This is a genomic window from Photorhabdus sp. RW14-46 (assembly GCF_963887965.1).
GTDB classification, from domain to species: domain Bacteria; phylum Pseudomonadota; class Gammaproteobacteria; order Enterobacterales; family Enterobacteriaceae; genus Photorhabdus; species Photorhabdus laumondii.
This window is the reverse complement of record NZ_CAWPHH010000006.1, coordinates 171,710-188,581: the sequence shown is the minus strand read 5'-3', so window position 1 is coordinate 188,581 and position 16,872 is coordinate 171,710. Positions and strand designations below refer to the sequence as shown.

16 protein-coding genes are annotated in these 16,872 nt (G+C 42.3%); 10 read left to right on the top strand and 6 right to left on the bottom strand.

Annotated elements, in window-relative coordinates; all coding sequences use genetic code 11:
* Positions 1-14: 14 nt before the first annotated feature.
* From AACQ38_RS07640 to AACQ38_RS07615, 6 genes are all read left to right on the top strand, one after another.
* Positions 15-284 (top strand): hypothetical protein, encoded by a 270-nt coding sequence (locus tag AACQ38_RS07640; RefSeq protein WP_125026223.1) that lies wholly within the window; start codon positions 15-17, stop codon positions 282-284.
* Positions 262-1,041, top strand: a complete 780-nt coding sequence (gene cmoM, locus AACQ38_RS07635) for a tRNA uridine 5-oxyacetic acid(34) methyltransferase CmoM (RefSeq protein ID WP_011145927.1) — start codon at positions 262-264, stop codon at positions 1,039-1,041. The genes AACQ38_RS07640 and cmoM overlap by 23 nt, the downstream gene beginning before the upstream one ends.
* Before the next feature lie 10 nt (positions 1,042-1,051).
* Positions 1,052-2,374, top strand: a complete 1,323-nt coding sequence (mukF, locus tag AACQ38_RS07630; protein WP_165577832.1) for a chromosome partition protein MukF — start codon at positions 1,052-1,054, stop codon at positions 2,372-2,374.
* Entirely contained in the window at positions 2,355-3,077 is a 723-nt protein-coding gene (gene mukE, locus AACQ38_RS07625; RefSeq protein ID WP_165577831.1) for a chromosome partition protein MukE, read from the top strand. The genes mukF and mukE overlap by 20 nt, the downstream gene beginning before the upstream one ends.
* The gene (mukB, locus tag AACQ38_RS07620) at positions 3,074-7,522 is read left to right on the top strand and encodes a chromosome partition protein MukB (protein WP_165577830.1); all 4,449 of its coding nucleotides are present in this window, start codon (positions 3,074-3,076) and stop codon (positions 7,520-7,522) included. Before mukE ends, mukB begins: the two co-directional genes overlap by 4 nt.
* A gap of 307 nt (positions 7,523-7,829) precedes the next feature.
* Positions 7,830-8,513 (top strand): RES family NAD+ phosphorylase, encoded by a 684-nt coding sequence (locus AACQ38_RS07615; RefSeq protein ID WP_058589423.1) that lies wholly within the window; start codon positions 7,830-7,832, stop codon positions 8,511-8,513.
* A gap of 38 nt (positions 8,514-8,551) precedes the next feature.
* Here AACQ38_RS07615 and AACQ38_RS07610 read toward each other — a convergent pair whose 3' ends face one another.
* On the bottom strand, positions 8,552-9,172 hold the full coding sequence (locus AACQ38_RS07610) for a DNA-binding protein (protein WP_165577829.1): 621 nt from the start codon (positions 9,170-9,172) through the stop codon (positions 8,552-8,554).
* A gap of 243 nt (positions 9,173-9,415) precedes the next feature.
* Between AACQ38_RS07610 and AACQ38_RS07605 the strand changes: the two genes are divergently transcribed.
* From AACQ38_RS07605 to AACQ38_RS07595, 3 genes are all read left to right on the top strand, one after another.
* A complete protein-coding gene (locus tag AACQ38_RS07605) occupies positions 9,416-9,655 on the top strand; it encodes a type II toxin-antitoxin system prevent-host-death family antitoxin (protein WP_011145933.1) in 240 nt (79 codons plus the stop codon).
* Between the two features lie 146 nt (positions 9,656-9,801).
* On the top strand, positions 9,802-10,764 hold the full coding sequence (locus AACQ38_RS07600) for an Rpn family recombination-promoting nuclease/putative transposase (RefSeq protein ID WP_165577828.1): 963 nt from the start codon (positions 9,802-9,804) through the stop codon (positions 10,762-10,764).
* A gap of 98 nt (positions 10,765-10,862) precedes the next feature.
* A complete protein-coding gene (locus tag AACQ38_RS07595) occupies positions 10,863-11,024 on the top strand; it encodes a hypothetical protein (protein ID WP_435369087.1) in 162 nt (53 codons plus the stop codon).
* A 121-nt stretch (positions 11,025-11,145) separates the two neighbouring features.
* Here the strand turns inward: AACQ38_RS07595 and AACQ38_RS07590 are convergent, their stop codons facing one another.
* From AACQ38_RS07590 to AACQ38_RS07570, 5 genes are all read right to left on the bottom strand, one after another.
* Entirely contained in the window at positions 11,146-12,195 is a 1,050-nt protein-coding gene (locus AACQ38_RS07590) for a fucose-binding lectin II (RefSeq protein WP_165577827.1), read from the bottom strand.
* Positions 12,196-12,257: 62 nt separating this feature from the next.
* On the bottom strand, positions 12,258-13,049 hold the full coding sequence (locus tag AACQ38_RS07585; RefSeq protein WP_165577826.1) for a tail fiber protein: 792 nt from the start codon (positions 13,047-13,049) through the stop codon (positions 12,258-12,260).
* A gap of 412 nt (positions 13,050-13,461) precedes the next feature.
* Positions 13,462-13,584, bottom strand: coding sequence for a hypothetical protein (locus AACQ38_RS07580; protein WP_278249230.1), 123 nt, complete (start codon positions 13,582-13,584; stop codon positions 13,462-13,464).
* A gap of 112 nt (positions 13,585-13,696) precedes the next feature.
* Entirely contained in the window at positions 13,697-14,587 is an 891-nt protein-coding gene (locus tag AACQ38_RS07575) for an N-acyl homoserine lactonase (RefSeq protein WP_165577825.1), read from the bottom strand.
* A 128-nt stretch (positions 14,588-14,715) separates the two neighbouring features.
* The gene (locus tag AACQ38_RS07570) at positions 14,716-15,411 is read right to left on the bottom strand and encodes a helix-turn-helix transcriptional regulator (RefSeq protein WP_165577824.1); all 696 of its coding nucleotides are present in this window, start codon (positions 15,409-15,411) and stop codon (positions 14,716-14,718) included.
* Positions 15,412-15,599: 188 nt separating this feature from the next.
* Between AACQ38_RS07570 and AACQ38_RS07565 the strand changes: the two genes are divergently transcribed.
* Positions 15,600-16,469 carry a hypothetical protein gene (locus tag AACQ38_RS07565; RefSeq protein ID WP_165577823.1) on the top strand — a complete coding sequence of 290 codons (870 nt, stop codon included), beginning with the start codon at positions 15,600-15,602 and terminating at the stop codon, positions 16,467-16,469.
* Positions 16,470-16,872 lie beyond the last annotated feature (403 nt).

Here is a 16,872-nt window from a genome sequence, read left to right as displayed (position 1 = left end):
GTTGAATTATAGCCATGTGGTTCACAGTTTGTCGTCAAAAGTGGTTATATACCCTATGGATTTCAAGATGGATCGCGGCGGCAAGGGAGCGAATCCCCGGGAGCATAGCGAACTATGTGACTGGGGTGAGTGAGTGCAGCCAACAAAGAGGCAACTTGAAAGATGACGGGTATATCAACGAATGCTGTGCCAAAATAGCATTCAGCATAATGAAATCTCAACAGATAAATCAGATCTATTCCATTAGTGAGGCAGTTTTTCATGCGGGATCGCAATTTCGATGATATTGCAGACAAATTCTCTCGTAATATTTACGGCACAACCAAAGGTAAAATCAGGCAAGCCGTTGTCTGGCAGGATATTAGCGAATTACTGGCTCAATTACCTCAACGTCCACTGCGTATTTTAGATGCGGGTGGTGGAGAGGGAAATATGGCATGCCAATTAGCTGAATTGGGTCATCAAGTGATATTGTGTGATTTATCAGAAGAGATGATCCAGCGAGCAAGGCTGGCCGCAGAAGAGAAAGGGGTCAGCCAAAATATGCAATTTATACAAAGTCCGGTACAAGAAATTAGCCAATATATAGAGCAGCCGGTAGATTTGGTATTATTTCATGCAGTACTGGAATGGATTACCGATCAGAAATATGCAATAGAAGTGCTAATGAATATCATTAATCCGGGTGGCGCTCTATCTTTAATGTTTTACAATGCCAATGGCTTAGTAATGCGCAATGCTATTTTAGGTAATTTTCATTTGGCGACGCCCAATATACAACGCCGCAGAAAACGTTCATTATCGCCTCAGAATCCGTTGGCACCTGAACAGGTATATCAATGGCTTGATGAATTAAATATGACGATTACCGGCAAAACTGGCGTGCGTGTTTTTCACGATTATTTGCAAAATCGCCAATTACAGAACGAAAACTTTCCGGCGTTGCTGGAATTGGAACAGCGTTATTGCCGACAGGAGCCTTATATCAGCTTGGGGCGCTACATTCATGTCATGGCACGCAAGCCCGCTTTAACAGTTTAAAGGACAAATTATGAGTGAATATTCCCAGACTGTCCCGGAACTGGTGTCTTGGGCCAGGAAAAACGATTTTTCCATCTCCTTGCCTGTAGAAAGACTGGCTTTTCTGATGGCAATTGCGGTGTTGAACAGCGAGCGTTTGGATGGCGAAATGAGCGAAAGCGAGCTGGTTGATGCCTTTCGTGAAGTTTGCAAAGGGTTTGAGCAGACCACAGAATCGGTCGCGGTGCGGGCCAACAATGCCATCAATGATATGGTGCGTCAGAAACTTCTTAACCGTTTCACCAGTGAATTGGCCGATAACAATGCAATTTATCGCTTAACCCCGCTTGGGATGGGTATCAGTGACTATTACATTCGTCAGCGGGAATTTTCTACCTTACGTCTTTCGATGCAACTTTCGGTGGTGGCGAGTGAATTGCACCGGGCAGCAGAAGCGGCAGAAGAAGGGGGAGATGAATTTCATTGGCACCGTAATGTTTTTGCGCCGCTGAAATATTCTGTTGCAGAAATTTTCGACAGCATCGACATGTCTCAGCGCGTAATGGACGAGCAGCAAAGCTCGGTTAAGGAAGATATTGCGGCGTTGCTGAATCAAGATTGGCAAGCCGCGATTGCCAACTGTGAGCAACTGTTATCCGAAACATCGGGTACGTTGCGGGAACTCCAGGACACACTGGAAGCGGCTGGAGATAAACTACAGGCTAATTTGCTGCGCATTCAGGAAGCCAATATGGACAGTGGTGGATCAGAACTGGTTGATAAACTGGTATTTGATCTGCAAAGCAAACTGGACCGTATTATCAGTTGGGGTCAGCAGGCGATTGATTTATGGATTGGCTATGATCGTCACGTTCACAAATTTATCCGTACGGCGATTGATATGGATAAAAACCGTATTTTCTCTCAGCGTTTACGTCAATCAGTTCAACACTATTTTGATAACCCGTGGACCCTTACCATTGCTAACGCCGAACGTTTGCTCGATATGCGGGCCGAAGAATTAACGTTACGTAATGAAGAGGTGACGGGTGAACTGCCATTAGCACTGGAATATGAAGAATTCAGTGAAATAAACGAACAACTGGCAGAAATGATTGAAAAAGCGCTGTTGATATATCGGCAAGAACAGCGCCCACTGGATTTAGGTGCAGTGTTAAGGGATTACCTTGCTCAGCATCCGCTCTCTCGTCACTTTGATGTGGCGCGTATTTTGGTGGATCAGGCTGTGCGGTTGGGTGTGGCAGAAGCGGATTTCTCTGGGTTGCCAGCGGAATGGTTAGCGATTAATGATTACGGAGCCAAGGTACAGGCACATGTCATCGACACATATTGAACAATTTATGCCAGTTAAACTGGCACAGGCGTTAGCCAATTCACTTTTCCCGGAACTGGATAGCCAACTTCGTGCGGGTCGTCATATCGGGATAGATGATCTTGATAATCATGCTTATCTGATGGATTTTCAGGAGCAATTGGAGGAATTTTACGCCCGCTATAATGTGGAGTTGATCCGTGCGCCAGAAGGTTTCTTCTATCTGCGTCCCCGTTCGACCACATTGATCCCGCGCTCGGTATTATCAGAGCTGGATATGATGGTAGGAAAAATTCTCTGTTATCTCTATCTCAGCCCGGAACGGCTGGCTAATCAGGGGATTTTTACTGCTCAAGAGCTGTACGAAGAGCTGATCTCACTGGCCGATGAGGGCAAGTTGATGAAGTTTGTCAACCAGCGCTCTTCCGGTTCCGATTTGGATAAACAGAAATTGCAGGAAAAAGTGCGCACGACACTGAACCGTCTGCGTCGTCTGGGGATGGTCTATATCCTGCCAAATGACAACAACAAATTTACCATTACTGAGGCGGTATTCCGTTTTGGTGCGGATGTGCGCAGTGGCGACGATCCTCGTGAAGTACAACTGAGGATGATCCGTGACGGTGAGGCAATGCCGATTGAAGGCGGCTTGTCGCTTGATGATAGTGAAAATGATGAAACACCGGATAACTCAGCAGAAGATGCGGGAGATGAACAACCATGATTGAACGCGGTAAATTTCGTTCACTGACGCTGGTTAACTGGAATGGTTTTTTTGCCAGAACATTTGATCTTGATGAATTAGTCACAACCTTATCAGGCGGTAATGGGGCGGGTAAATCTACCACGATGGCGGCTTTTGTCACCGCGCTGATCCCTGATTTAACCTTGTTGCATTTCCGTAACACCACCGAAGCCGGTGCCACTTCCGGTTCTCGTGATAAAGGTTTGCACGGCAAATTGCGGGCGGGGGTCTGTTACTCAACCTTGGATGTGATTAACTCCCGCCATCAGCGGGTGGTGGTCGGGGTGAGATTGCAACAGGTGGCGGGACGTGACCGTAAGGTTGACATCAAACCCTTTATGATCCAAGGCTTGCCAACTGCTATGCAACCTACGCAGCTATTAACTGAAAATGTGGGTGAAAGACAGGCACGTGTATTGCCACTGAATGAACTGAAAGATCGCCTTGATGAAATGGAAGGCGTGCAGTTCAAACAATTTAACTCTATTACCGATTATCATGCGCTGATGTTTGATTTGGGGGTGATACCCAAACGCCTGCGTTCAGCCAGTGACCGTAGTAAATTCTATCGTCTGATCGAAGCTTCCCTGTACGGCGGTATTTCCAGCGCCATTACCCGTTCCCTGCGTGATTACCTGTTGCCGGAAAACAGTGGTGTTCGCAAGGCATTTCAGGATATGGAAGCGGCACTGCGTGAAAACCGTATAACGCTGGAAGCTATCCGGGTAACTCAATCTGATCGCGATCTGTTCAAACACTTGATCACCGAAGCAACTGCTTACGTTTCTGCTGACTATATGCGCCACGCCAATGAGCGGCGTACTTATTTGGATCAAGCACTGGCATTGCGTGGAGAGCTATTTGGTAGCCATAGGCAACTGGCAACCGAACGGTATCGTCATGTCGAAATGGCGCGGGAACTGGAGGAACAGAGTGGAGCTTCTGTTGATTTAGAAGCTGATCATCAGGCCGCCAGTGATCACCTGAATCTGGTGCAGACAGCCATGCGCCAGCAGGAAAAAATTGACCGTTATCAGGGAGATCTGGAAGAACTCTCCTACCGTCTGGAAGAGCAGACTGAGGTTGTTGAAGAAGCAGCGGAACTTCAAGCTGAATATGAAGCCAGAGCGGAAGCGGCAGAACAGGAAGTCGATGAGCTGAAAAGCCAGTTGGCAGATTACCAGCAAGCACTGGATGTTCAGCAAACCCGCGCTATTCAGTATCAACAGGCGTTACAAGCGCTGGAACGTGCTCGTGAGCTTTGTCGGCTACCGGATCTTGCCGCTGATAATGCAGAAGCATGGTTGGAAACTTTTCAGGCTAAAGAGCAGCAGGCGACAGAATCCCTGCTGACATTGGAACAGAAATTAAGTGTTGCAGATGCGGCTCATAGCCAGTTTGAGCAGGCATATCAACTGGTTAAAAACATGGTGGGTGAAATCAGCCGCAGTGAAGCGTGGCAGAGTGCTCGTGAATTGCTGCGTGACTGGTCGTCACAGCAACATCTGGCGGATCGGGTGCAACCATTGCGGATGCGATTGGCTGAATTGGAGCAACGCCTGACCAACCAACAAAATGCAGAGTTTTTATTAAACGAATTTTGTAAACGTCAGGGGCAGCAATATCAGGCCGAAGATCTAGAAGGGTTACAGAGTGAACTTGAAGCACGGCAGGAAGCACTAAGCTTAAGCGTTAATGAAAGCGGTGAACGCCGTATGGAGATGCGTCAGGCGCTTGAACAACTGAAACAGAAAATTCAGTCACTGACTGCCCGTGCCCCGGTCTGGCTGGCTGCGCAGGATACCCTGAGCCAACTGTGTGAACAGAATGGTGAAGCGCTGGCGAGCAGTAATGACGTGACGGAATATATGCAGCAGTTGCTTGAACGTGAACGTGAGGCAACGGTAGAGCGAGATGAAGTTGCGGCGCAAAAACGTGAGTTGGAAAAGCAGATCGAGCGCCTCAGTCAACCGAGCGGAGCGGAAGATAGCCGGATGATTGCGCTGGCGGAACGTTTCGGTGGAGTTTTGCTGTCAGAAATTTATGACGACATCACCATTGATGATGCACCGTACTTCTCTGCCTTGTATGGGCCAGCTCGACATGGCATTGTGGTGCCCGATCTTTCCTTAGTACGTCCACATCTTGAAACGCTGGAAGATTGCCCGGAAGATCTCTACTTAATAGAAGGTGATCCACAATCCTTTGATGACAGCGTATTTAATGCCGAAGAGCAGGCGAATGCGGTACTGGTCAAATCGTCTGATCGTCAATGGCGTTATTCCCGTTATCCTGAATTGCCATTGTTTGGTCGTGCCGCCAGAGAAAACCGTCTGGAAGCCTTGAATCTGGAACGAGATACCTTGGCAGAGCGTTATGCCACGCTCTCTTTTGATGTGCAGAAAATTCAGCGTGCGCATCAGGCATTCAGCCAGTTTGTGGGTAAACACCTCTCTGTGGCATTTGATACCGATCCGGAAGCGGAAATCCGTGAACTAAGGCAGCGTCACACGGAACTGGAACGTGAACTATCCCGGTTTGAAGAGCAGACCCAACAACAGCGTCAGCAATATACTCAGGCTAAAGAGAGCCTGACGACATTAAATCGCCTGATCCCTCAAGTTACGCTATTGCTGGATGAAACCTTAATCGATCGCGTAGAAGAAATACGTGAAGAGCTGGATGAAGCGCAAGAAGCAGCTCGTTTCCTGCAACAACATGGCTCGGCACTGGCGAAATTGGAGCCGATGGTTGCGGTTCTGCAAAGCGATCCACAGCAGCATGAACAGTTGCAACAGGACTATGAAACAGCCAAACAGAGTCAGCATCAGGTTAAACAACAGGCTTTTGCGCTGGTGGAAGTGGTGCAGCGCCGTGCGCATTTTAGCTACAGCGATTCTGCCGGTATGCTCAGTGAAAATGCGGATCTGAATGATAAACTGCGTCAGCGTCTGGAACATGCAGAATCGGACCGCAGTCGCGCCCGCGAACAATTGCGTCAACAGCAAGCGCAGTATTCCCAATTTAACCAAGTGCTGGCATCGCTAAAAAGCTCTTACGAAACCAAACAGGATATGCTGAAAGAGTTGCACCAAGAGATGAAAGAGATTGGTGTGCGGGCGGATGCCAATGCAGAAATGCGCGCCCGCGAGCGTCGTGATCAACTGCATGAGGCACTTAGCGCTAACCGTTCCAGAGTCAACCAACTTGAGAAACAGATCGCCTTTTGCGAAGCGGAAATGGATAGCTTGCAGAAAAAACTGCGTAAGCTGGAACGTGATTACTATCAAATCCGTGAACAGGTGGTTTCTGCCAAAGCGGGTTGGTGTGCGGTGATGCGCATGGTGAAAGACAATGGCGTTGAGCGTCGTCTGCATCGCCGTGAACTGGCGTATATGGAGGGTGGCGCGTTACGTTCCATGTCGGATAAGGCACTGGGTGCGTTGCGTCTGGCGGTGTCCGATAACGAACATCTACGCGATGCGCTGCGTTTGTCTGAAGATCCAAAACGCCCGGAACGTAAGATTCAGTTTTTCATTGCGGTTTATCAGCACCTGCGTGAACGCATTCGTCAAGATATTATCCGCACTGACGATCCGGTTGATGCCATTGAACAGATGGAAATTGAACTGGCCCGTCTGACGGAAGAGCTGACCGCTCGCGAGCAAAAACTCGCCATCAGTTCGAAGAGTGTGGCGAATATTATCCGCAAAACCATTCAGCGCGAGCAGAACCGTATCCGCATGCTAAACCAAGGGCTGCAAGCTGTTTCCTTCGGACAGGTTCGTGGTGTGAGGTTGAATGTCAATGTGCGTGAAAGCCACGCGCTATTGCTGGATGTGCTTTCTGAACAGCAAGAACAGCATCAGGATCTCTTTAACAGCCAGCGATTAACCTTCTCGGAAGCAATGGCAAAACTTTATCAGCGTCTGAATCCGCAAGTGGATATGGGACAGCGCTTGCCGCAAACTATAGGTGAAGAGTTGTTGGATTACCGTAACTACTTGGAACTGGATGTTGAAGTTAACCGTGGATCGGATGGCTGGTTAAAAGCAGAGAGTGGGGCGCTATCGACAGGTGAAGCGATCGGTACCGGCATGTCGATTTTGGTGATGGTGGTGCAGAGTTGGGAAGAAGAATCCCGCCGTTTGCGTGGTAAAGATATTTCCCCTTGTCGATTGTTATTCCTTGATGAAGCGGCGCGTTTGGATGCTAAATCTATCGCTACTTTGTTTGAATTATGTGAGCGTCTGCAAATGCAATTGATTATCGCTGCCCCGGAAAATATCAGTCCTGAAAAAGGGACCACCTATAAACTGGTGCGTAAGGTATTTAAAAACCACGAACATGTGCATGTGGTAGGGTTGCGAGGATTTGGACAGGATGTGCCGGCAACCCAATTGATTTCAGATGCTACCGCTTAATTAAATGGATGCTTTTCGGTAATTGTAAGTAGGGAAAATAAAGAGAGTGCGCCACGGATGGCGCAATGGATATTTAGCTTGAGGTTGTACCGTTATTTTTTGCTTATTAGATTCGGTATTATTAATACGAGAAATGTAGTGGTCTAATAAACCCCAAAAAATCAATCAATTTAAAACCACCTTAATTGTCGTATAATTATCGAGCCAATCACGGTATAGCGGTGTCAGTGGGCAAGCACACGGCACCATTTCAAAAAAACATTAAGGAAAAGCCTATGGCGAAACTTATTTATGGGGGTACCTCACAATGCAAACAAAGGAGACTTCTCTTTCAAAGTTTGACTATCCAAATTTAGATCAAGAAATTACGGCAATCTTTGAAGATGATTCATTACCGACGCATTCACCTGGTAATGGGGACTTAAAACGCTGGCAGAGGAAAGAATGGCCATCGGCTATAAATTTCTCCACTGGTGACGGTCGATATAACGCTCCTGATGATACTTTTGGTGTTTGCTACATGGCAGACAAGGCCGTTTCAGCGCTTGCTGAAAGTTTTGGGCGCCTGATACATAAAGATGGGCGGAAATTCGTTGAGGAGTCTGTTATTGAAAACTCACGAATGTGTCTGATTCGCCCACTCCGGCCACTCGTTTTTGTCGATGTGGGGAAACTTCTGGGAATGCTGCACATTACGTTAGACGTCTCAGTCGGAGATGACTACACGGTGACACAGAGAGTAATTGCGTGCCTCTACAAGCTCGCCAGAGATAAGTTTGACGGTGTTTGTTACTTATCGAGGCATTTTCCTTCCACTGATTTCTGCTATGCAGTCTGGGAATCGGATGAAGAAAGGTTTGAAGATGTAGGAATGAAGAATCTCGCGGAATACCACGATTCAGAATACATGCCATCGAACTGGAAATACTCCAGCATCACGGCTGAAGAACTGCTCGAAGACGTGCTTCGATTCAAGGTTGTCCCGCTTTAAGTTTGTACTAGGCGTGTCCTTTTCGAAAGGACACGCTTTTAACTGGCGATCTGTTCGCCCATCTGTTTCGCTGCACGAAGCATTTTTGAAACATCATCAATGCTGCTATCTTCTTTCATGATCTCGATAGGGGTTTTCCCTTTACCGTTCTTGTCGCTCAAGGGGGTAGTCAAAAACGATATTCTGGAAATAGGCCCGATATCATTGCTCATTGCTTTCATGACGTCTTCAAAGTGAGGTAACAGTCCCCCCTCTTTGAATTGAAAGAGCGGGAAGACATGATCACTATTCTTCTTGAAAGCGAGCAGCTTATTTCCCTTCACTCGCAAATTAACGGCCTGACGCGTGATACCGAGAATATCAGCAACATCTACTGCTTTAATTACGCCACCCATGCGCTCAATTTCCTTATAAAAATTGGACAGGTTCTCAGCGCGACGCTTTAGTTTGCGGAGTTCGCGATCGGGAGTCCTGGCACTCTTTTCAAGTACGGTTGAGTACAGCAGCCCAAAAAGTTCGCTATCCGGAAGAACAAGAGCATTGCTGGCCTTCGCCTTTTCAGCAAACTCAGGCATCAATGAGCCGAATATTATGTCAAAGCGTTTTTGCAGTAACACCTGTAGCTCATTCAAATTACGTTGTTTGGTTGCGGTGTTCATAAAACCTCCTATTTATTGACCATTATTTTATTATTTTAACTAGAATTGGTCAAGTAACATAGTGCAAATCAAAGGTGATTTGCAATCAGATAAAGCTATCAACTTTTACATATGGGCGGATAGGGATCGTGCGAATAAAGAGAGTGCGCCACGGATGGCACATATAGATGTTTAGCTTGATATTATACTATTTTGTCATACAATCTTTGTATGATATTTATACTACGGTGAAAAAGGCATATTATGCGGAAGACAATATATAGCGTTGCAAAGGGAAATCTTGCTTCGATAATGGATCAAGTTGTTCAGGATTGTACACCAATATTGATTACCAGACAAAACGGCGGTGATTGCGTTATTATTTCAAGTGCAGAATATGCAAGCCTTGAAGAAACTGCTTATTTACTACGTTCATCCGCTAATGCAAAACATTTACTTAAATCATTGGAGCAGGTAAATAGCGGAAATTTGCAGGAAAGGTAACTAACCTGAACTTCGCTTAAGAAGGAAATTAAAGTATCTGAGATACGATCAAAGTTTTTGTCAAAGAAAATTCAAGACATCTCAGTCCTCTTGGTTTCTTGCTTAATATTCCTTCAATATAAAAGAAAGTATGCTACCATTCACCGATGAAGAGAAAAAATACACCAACGCCACATGACGCTGTTTTTAAACAGTTTTTAAGTCATATTGATACTGCCAGAGACTTTTTGGAGATACATTTGCCTGCGACATTACGGGCAGTTTGTGATCTGGATACACTGCGGTTGGAATCAGGGTCGTTTATTGAAGACAATCTGCGGGCGCATTATTCCGACATTTTGTATTCATTGAAAACGGCTCAGGGTGACGGTTATGTGTATTGTGTGATCGAGCACCAAAGTTCCCCGGACAAAATGATGGCATTTCGATTAATGCGCTACGGTATTTCAGCCATGCAACGGCATCTGGAGCAGGGACATGAAAAATTGCCGCTGGTCATTCCGGTGTTGTTCTATCACGGTAAAATACAGCCGTATCCTTGGAGTACCAATTGGCTCGACTGTTTCGATGATCCGGCCCTGGCGGAGGAAATCTATTCCAATAAATTCCCGCTGGTAGATGTGACGGTAATCCCGGATGATGAAATCTTGACGCACAAACGGGTCGCGCTACTGGAAATGGTGCAAAAGCATATCCGGCAGCGAGATATGGCAGAGCTGCTGCAAGAGTTGGTTATACTGCTGACGTATGATTACTATACGGATGAACAGCTAAAAAGCGTGCTAAACTACTTATTACAGGTGGGAGATACCGCCGATCCAGAGGGTTTTATTCGGCGACTGGCAGAACAGTCCCCGAGGTATGAGGAGGTACTGATGACAATAGCACAAAGATTGGAACATAAAGCACGTCAAGAAGGACGTCAGGAAGGGCGTCAAGAAGGACGTCAAGAAGGACGTCAAGAAGGGCGTCAGGAAGGGCGTCAAGAAGGGCGTCAGGAAGCAACGTTAAAAATTGCTCATGCATTGCTGAACAGCGGAATCGATTGTGAAACAGTGATGAAAACCACCGGTCTGAGCCAGAACGAACTGGAGCAAATACGCCACTAACTCGTCTTGATAGTTCTCAATCAGCATTCAACGATTCGTGTGAGAAGAGGATCTTACGGCGACTGGCAGAACAGTCCCCGAGGTATGAGGAGGTACTGATGACAATAGCACAAAGATTGGAACATAAAGCACGTCAGGAAGGGCGTCAGGAAGGACGTCAAGAAGCAACGTTAAAAATTGCTCATGCATTGCTGAACAGCGGAATCGATTGTGAAACAGTGATGAAAACCACCGGTCTGAGCCAGAGTGAGCTTGAATAAATGTCCGGCAAAATTACTGTATTTCTTCCAAATACTACTATTTATTTTACGGTAGTCATATGAGTAGGAAAAAATGCGCCACGGAGGGCGCAATAATTATTCGAAACCGAGTATTTTTAGTTTATGTCAGAGGCCAATTCAAGAACACTACGCTATCATTGTAATGACTATTGGTACCATTTTCAGCGCTGATAATAGCTGTTCCCGGTTTTCCATCAAATATATTATCGAAATAACGAAGCTTGCATGGTTTGCCATCCCCTTCAATCTCAATACAGATTTTTCCTGTACCTGATGTGTAGGCTTTAGTCGCCATTAAATTATTTTGTCCTTTACTGGTACCGGTTAATGTATCTACCAGAAGATCGTCAATATATACTTTTACAGTTTGCGGAATATTTGTATTAGCGTAGGCTATCAGGCCGAATCTAATACTTAAAGGTAACTGGAAACAATGTTTACCCGTGTCATTAGTACCACATGTTCCATTACAGACTTTACTATTGCCTCCACTATTGTCTCGGTGACTGCCTAATAAATCGGTATCGACCGATACTGCCGCTTGAATATTTTTGAAGGTTAACCCTCTCCAACCCTCATTATCGCTGGAGATGATGATTGGCCCGGCATCAAGTGCATTCAAATTTGGGTCGAACCGAATAAAAGAATCATTTTTGAAAAAATAAATAAAATTTCCATCGATATCTGGCCATGAAATAATGGCATCCAGATTGCTACTAAATGCTACATATTTCTCAGTCATTCCCCACCGTTCTGAAATAGTGTTGGTCTTAATTGTGTGTAAATCGATGGTGTAATCTATACAATGTCTGCCTTTAAAGAAACAAACGGTGTTGGTAGTCAATTCTATGGCGGCATCTATTCCATTTTCCAGCTCTGTTCCTTTTAATCCAGGCCAGCCATCTATAATGAAGTTCGGTCCATCAACGACCTGTGCTTTCGCGATATCGAATTTAAGATATAGTGAACCTTTAAAAAAATATAAAAAACCATTTAAATTAATAATATCGTCAATATATCTTTGAAACCCGGCAGGCAGGTTGGGCCAATCTTTACTGATGGGTTGGGGATAACCAATGTATGTATTTAAACATTGATTATTGAACTTAATGTTTTCTTCATTCAGGAAGAAATAACTAGATATATTCATTGTTATATATCCTTTGTAATTAGAAAATAAGAGGTAATTTAAATCTTTTTGGTGCATCGGAATTAAAGTTTCATAATAAAAGCCAGTAAATAATAAGGTGGAATAATATCAACATTATGATTATGTGCAGGGGATGATGCTGTTGCCGGGTGATTATGTCCTTGTCCTCCCCCGGTGTTTGATGTATATGCGTAAAGAGGCGAGTGGTTAAAATTCATTACTGTGTCAGAGCTATTATTTATTTGTTTAGCATCACCGCCACCAGGGCTAGGGCTAAAATAGCCATATCTCATTCCAATAGGAGCAAGATAAGCCATACCCCCAATATGGTTATGACTGGGTATTTGTGACGCTGTTAATATTGTATTTCCCACAGTAATATTTACCGAAACCGCAGTTGATGTTGTATTTTTGAAAAAGTTCTTTCCGGTGCCACTACCATTGGCTTTACTATTGCTTTTTCCTGTCTCAGAAAGAGTTTCACCGCACATGACAAAACGACTTCTTAAATCTGGGGTTCCATTATTACCATCACAAAAAGCCCAGCCGGTAGGAGCATCCATACCGGAGAACATCATAATCATTCCTTTTGGCAGAATATTATTGGGATCAATACTGATGCCGTTACTGTCTACTTTAATACCATTACCCGCTTTTACATTTAGTCCATCTTTATCTACTTTTAAGCCGCCGTCAGGGTTAATTTTTATTGCCTGTGTATAGTCATCACCCGGTTTTCGTGCTGAATGTGGGTTATCAGTCCGACCGGGCGTTTTACCAATTTCATGGCGATCCAGAGTATTGGTATTCTCTATATTGGATTCTAAAGTGGACCGGTTATATTCTTTTTCCATTTTTATCACCTTGTATATGATATTGAGTTGTTTTGTTCAACAATGAAATTGATGATTTTTTCCTTTATTTACTATTTGCATTTAAAATATAAAAAGCGTTTATTTCTTTACCTTCATTAGTTTTTATTGAAAAGTATAGCTACCGCAATAACATGATTTATAGATGTTATTGTTTATATTTAAAAATTTAACCAATGGTTATTTAAATAATTTCCAATGAAACAAAACAATTATGGGCGGGGGATTTTTATATACAACATTAATTAATAACAGAGATTGTTAATGGATGTTTATTTTCTCTGATTATTCAATTTCAAGTATGGCAAGTCGGGGATAATGAATAGGGTTATTTTTATTACTTGGATAAGTGGATTGGTTTTATTTTCAATGCTGGCCTTTTGTGACATTTTCTTTAGGATGAGGAGGATGTCAAAGTGGAGTTTTGTTTTATCATGAAGAGTGAAGGTGGATTACATGTATACCCGTTATCTTTCAAGTTGCCTCTTTGTTGGCTGCACTCGCTCACCCCGGTCACATAGTTTGCTATGCTCCCGGGGATTCACTCCCTTGCCGCCGCGATGCATCTTGAAATCCATAGGGTATAAGCTCAGTATGAAAAATAGAGCTTACAGTAATCCAATAATCGTTTATGGATTAATAACTTGATCTTTAATATTAAATTTGAATAATGCATCCTCATTTAAAGTTCTTGGTAGTAGCATTTTAACAATAGGCAAAAATTTACCTGTTGCGTTTTTATAATCACGCTGATCTTTTTGGGCATCAGCTAAACCTGAATTTTCTGAATAAAAAAGGGCTTCAATAGGTAATTTATTAGGATCACTTTCTTCCCAGGTTGAAATTCTGATTTCATTCTGTTTTGGTGGAGTATTAGGAGTACGTGGAAGTTTTTTGATACTTTCTAACATTTGATAGAAAGCTATAGCCGGATTATTGACATCTTTAGTAACATTAAATCCACATTGAAAAAAATCTTGAGAGTTTACTTTCCTATAATTTTTTATCCAATCATCGGAATTCGTCACATTTTGTTCTTGGCAAGATTTACCTTTATCTTTCGCCTTAGTAATATTTTCACCACAACCTTGATTCGCCCTCTCATTTGTATAGCCATCAATAGGAAATGCACACAATACAGAAAAGTCGACTCTATCTTCAGGTGCGATATGTTCAGGAAAAATAATAAATCCATTTTTATATCCATAAGCTAAGCGTTTAAACTTAGCGTCTTTCCTTAAATATGAAAAAGAGACACCACCACTTTTTATAGATGATGGGCTAGGTTGCCAAAATTTATAATCATTTGAATGTATAGTGCCCCGTAATATAACGCCAGAGCAAAGAAAAGCAGGTGATTGAGCATTACCACAATCTTTGACGGTATTATTATATTGTTGGGTTAATATATTGGCAATATTATTTTTTACATCGGTCTTATTTTCCGTTTGCGTGAAAGCCAAAGTATTTGCTGAAAAAAAGGCAATACTAAGGAGCAAACCTACGATAGGCTTTTTCATAAAATCCTCACTTAATTTAAATTAAAGTATGATAATTGAAATTAAATTGTTTCTTATTCACTTCCTAGTAGAGTTTTTCACTATTTTTTTTATATCACAACTATCAGATTTGATAGTAAAACAAGGCTTCATAACTCTATTTGGCCATTTTCAATGGCCTTTATTATGGCTGCACCTCTAGAGTTAACATTAAATTTTTCTCTAATTCTTTTAAAATGAAAATTAATATTTGCTTCTGAGCAATTAAGTATACGTGATATTTCCCATGTTGTTTTTCCAATTAAATACCAAGAACAAACTTCTTTTTCTCTTTCACTTAATTTAATGTTGTTTTTTTTGTTTTTTAAAATAATTAAATAATTTAGTATTATATCTCTTAATGCCATTAGTTGATTGAAATTTTTATTTATTGTCCTTATATAGCCCTCTTCGTTGCAATAAAAGGATAAAGTTAAAATTCCAAACTCATGATTAATACCATGCATGGGAAAAGATATACCATGGTTTATTCCATAATTTTTAATTTTATGGAAAAAAAGTGATTTTTTTTCTATTTTATTGCAATCCCATATGAAAGGGATAGTATTTTTTATGCAATATTCAAAAACGGGATTTTTATTGATATACTTTTCTTTTTGATATTTCAAGGCTAATTGATCATTATTGGTAATGAAATTTGCCTCTTTAATATTATTTTTAGTTGAAGAGTAAAAGAGAGAGTACCATTCTATATCAGTAATAGATTGAATAGTTTTAATAACAAAATGAAGATCATTAAACTCCTCAACAACACAATCCGAATAAAATTCATATAAATTAATCATAATTTAACCTGAGTATTGTTAAGTATTTCAAAACGTTAATACTAAGACTAGTCCAATAATTGACTAGAACAACTATCAAATTTGATAGTTGTGATATAAAAAAAATAGTGAAAAACTCTACTAGGAAGTGAATAAGAAACAATTTAATTTCAATTATCATACTTTAATTTAAATTAAGTGAGGATTTTATGAAAAAGCCTATCGTAGGTTTGCTCCTTAGTATTGCCTTTTTTTCAGCAAATACTTTGGCTTTCACTCAAACGGGAAATGAAACTGATGGAAAAAACGATATTTCTAATATATTAACTCAACAATATAATAATACCGTTAAAGATTGTGGTGATGCCCAATCACCTGCTTTTCTTTGTTCTGGAGTTTTGATGAGAGGGACTCGGCCTGGATTTAAATTTTGGAAGTTAAATCCATCTTCTATAAAAAATAATGGAGTTTCTTTTTCATATTTAAGAAAAGATGCTAAATTTGGCAATACGTTTGCTAGCATTAATGGTTTTATTCTTTTTCCTGAACAGATGGCCCCTGAAGATAAGGTTAAAGTTCCTGTATTATGCTCCTATGTTCTTGATGCCAATACTTGGGCGCGTCAGGGAAATTACTGTGGTGCACCGCCTAAACCTTCAGATGGGAAATCATGCCAAGATTTTGGTGTTTTCACCGCTCATCAATTAAATAAAGCGATTGCAAGAAAATCGGCAGGGGGAATCTGTGCATTTGATGTTAGACCGACGGCCAAAAATCCAGCAGATGCTTTTTATCAAACATTGCTTGCAATGCCTTATCATGGTAATGGTTTAAATTATAATGAGATAGTCGTTCAACCTTGGGATGAGAATAAGCCACAAACAATACCTATTGAAGCCCTTTTTTATTCAGAAAATCCAGGTTTAGTTAATGCACAAAAAGATCAACGTGATTATAAAGATGCGACAGGTAAATTTTTACCTATTGTTCAAATCAAATTACCTAAAGGTATAAATGTAAAACAGGCAACAGATGCTGTATTTACATTTAACCCTAAAGATCAAGTTGTGAGTCAGTAGTATAATATCTTAGTTATATACCCTATGGATTTCAGATGCATCGTGACGGCAAGGGCGTGAATCCCCGGGAGCATAGGTAACTCTGTGACCGGGGTGAGAGAGTGCAGCCAACAAAGAGGCAACTTGAAAGATGACGGGTATATATTATTTTCTGTATAGCGCTTGTTTATCAGGTTTATTTTAGGTGAATTTTAAAGGTAACTTATTGTTGGAAATGGTAAAAGAGGGGGAAGAATTGCTGGCGGGATTATTTTTACTGGCAACAGAATGATAATATACCCAATAGATTTCAAGATGGATCGCGATGGCAAGGGAGCGAATCCCTGGGGGCATAGCAAATTATGTGACCGGGGTAAGAGAGTGCAGCCAACAAAGAGGCAACTTGAAAGATAACAGGTATAAG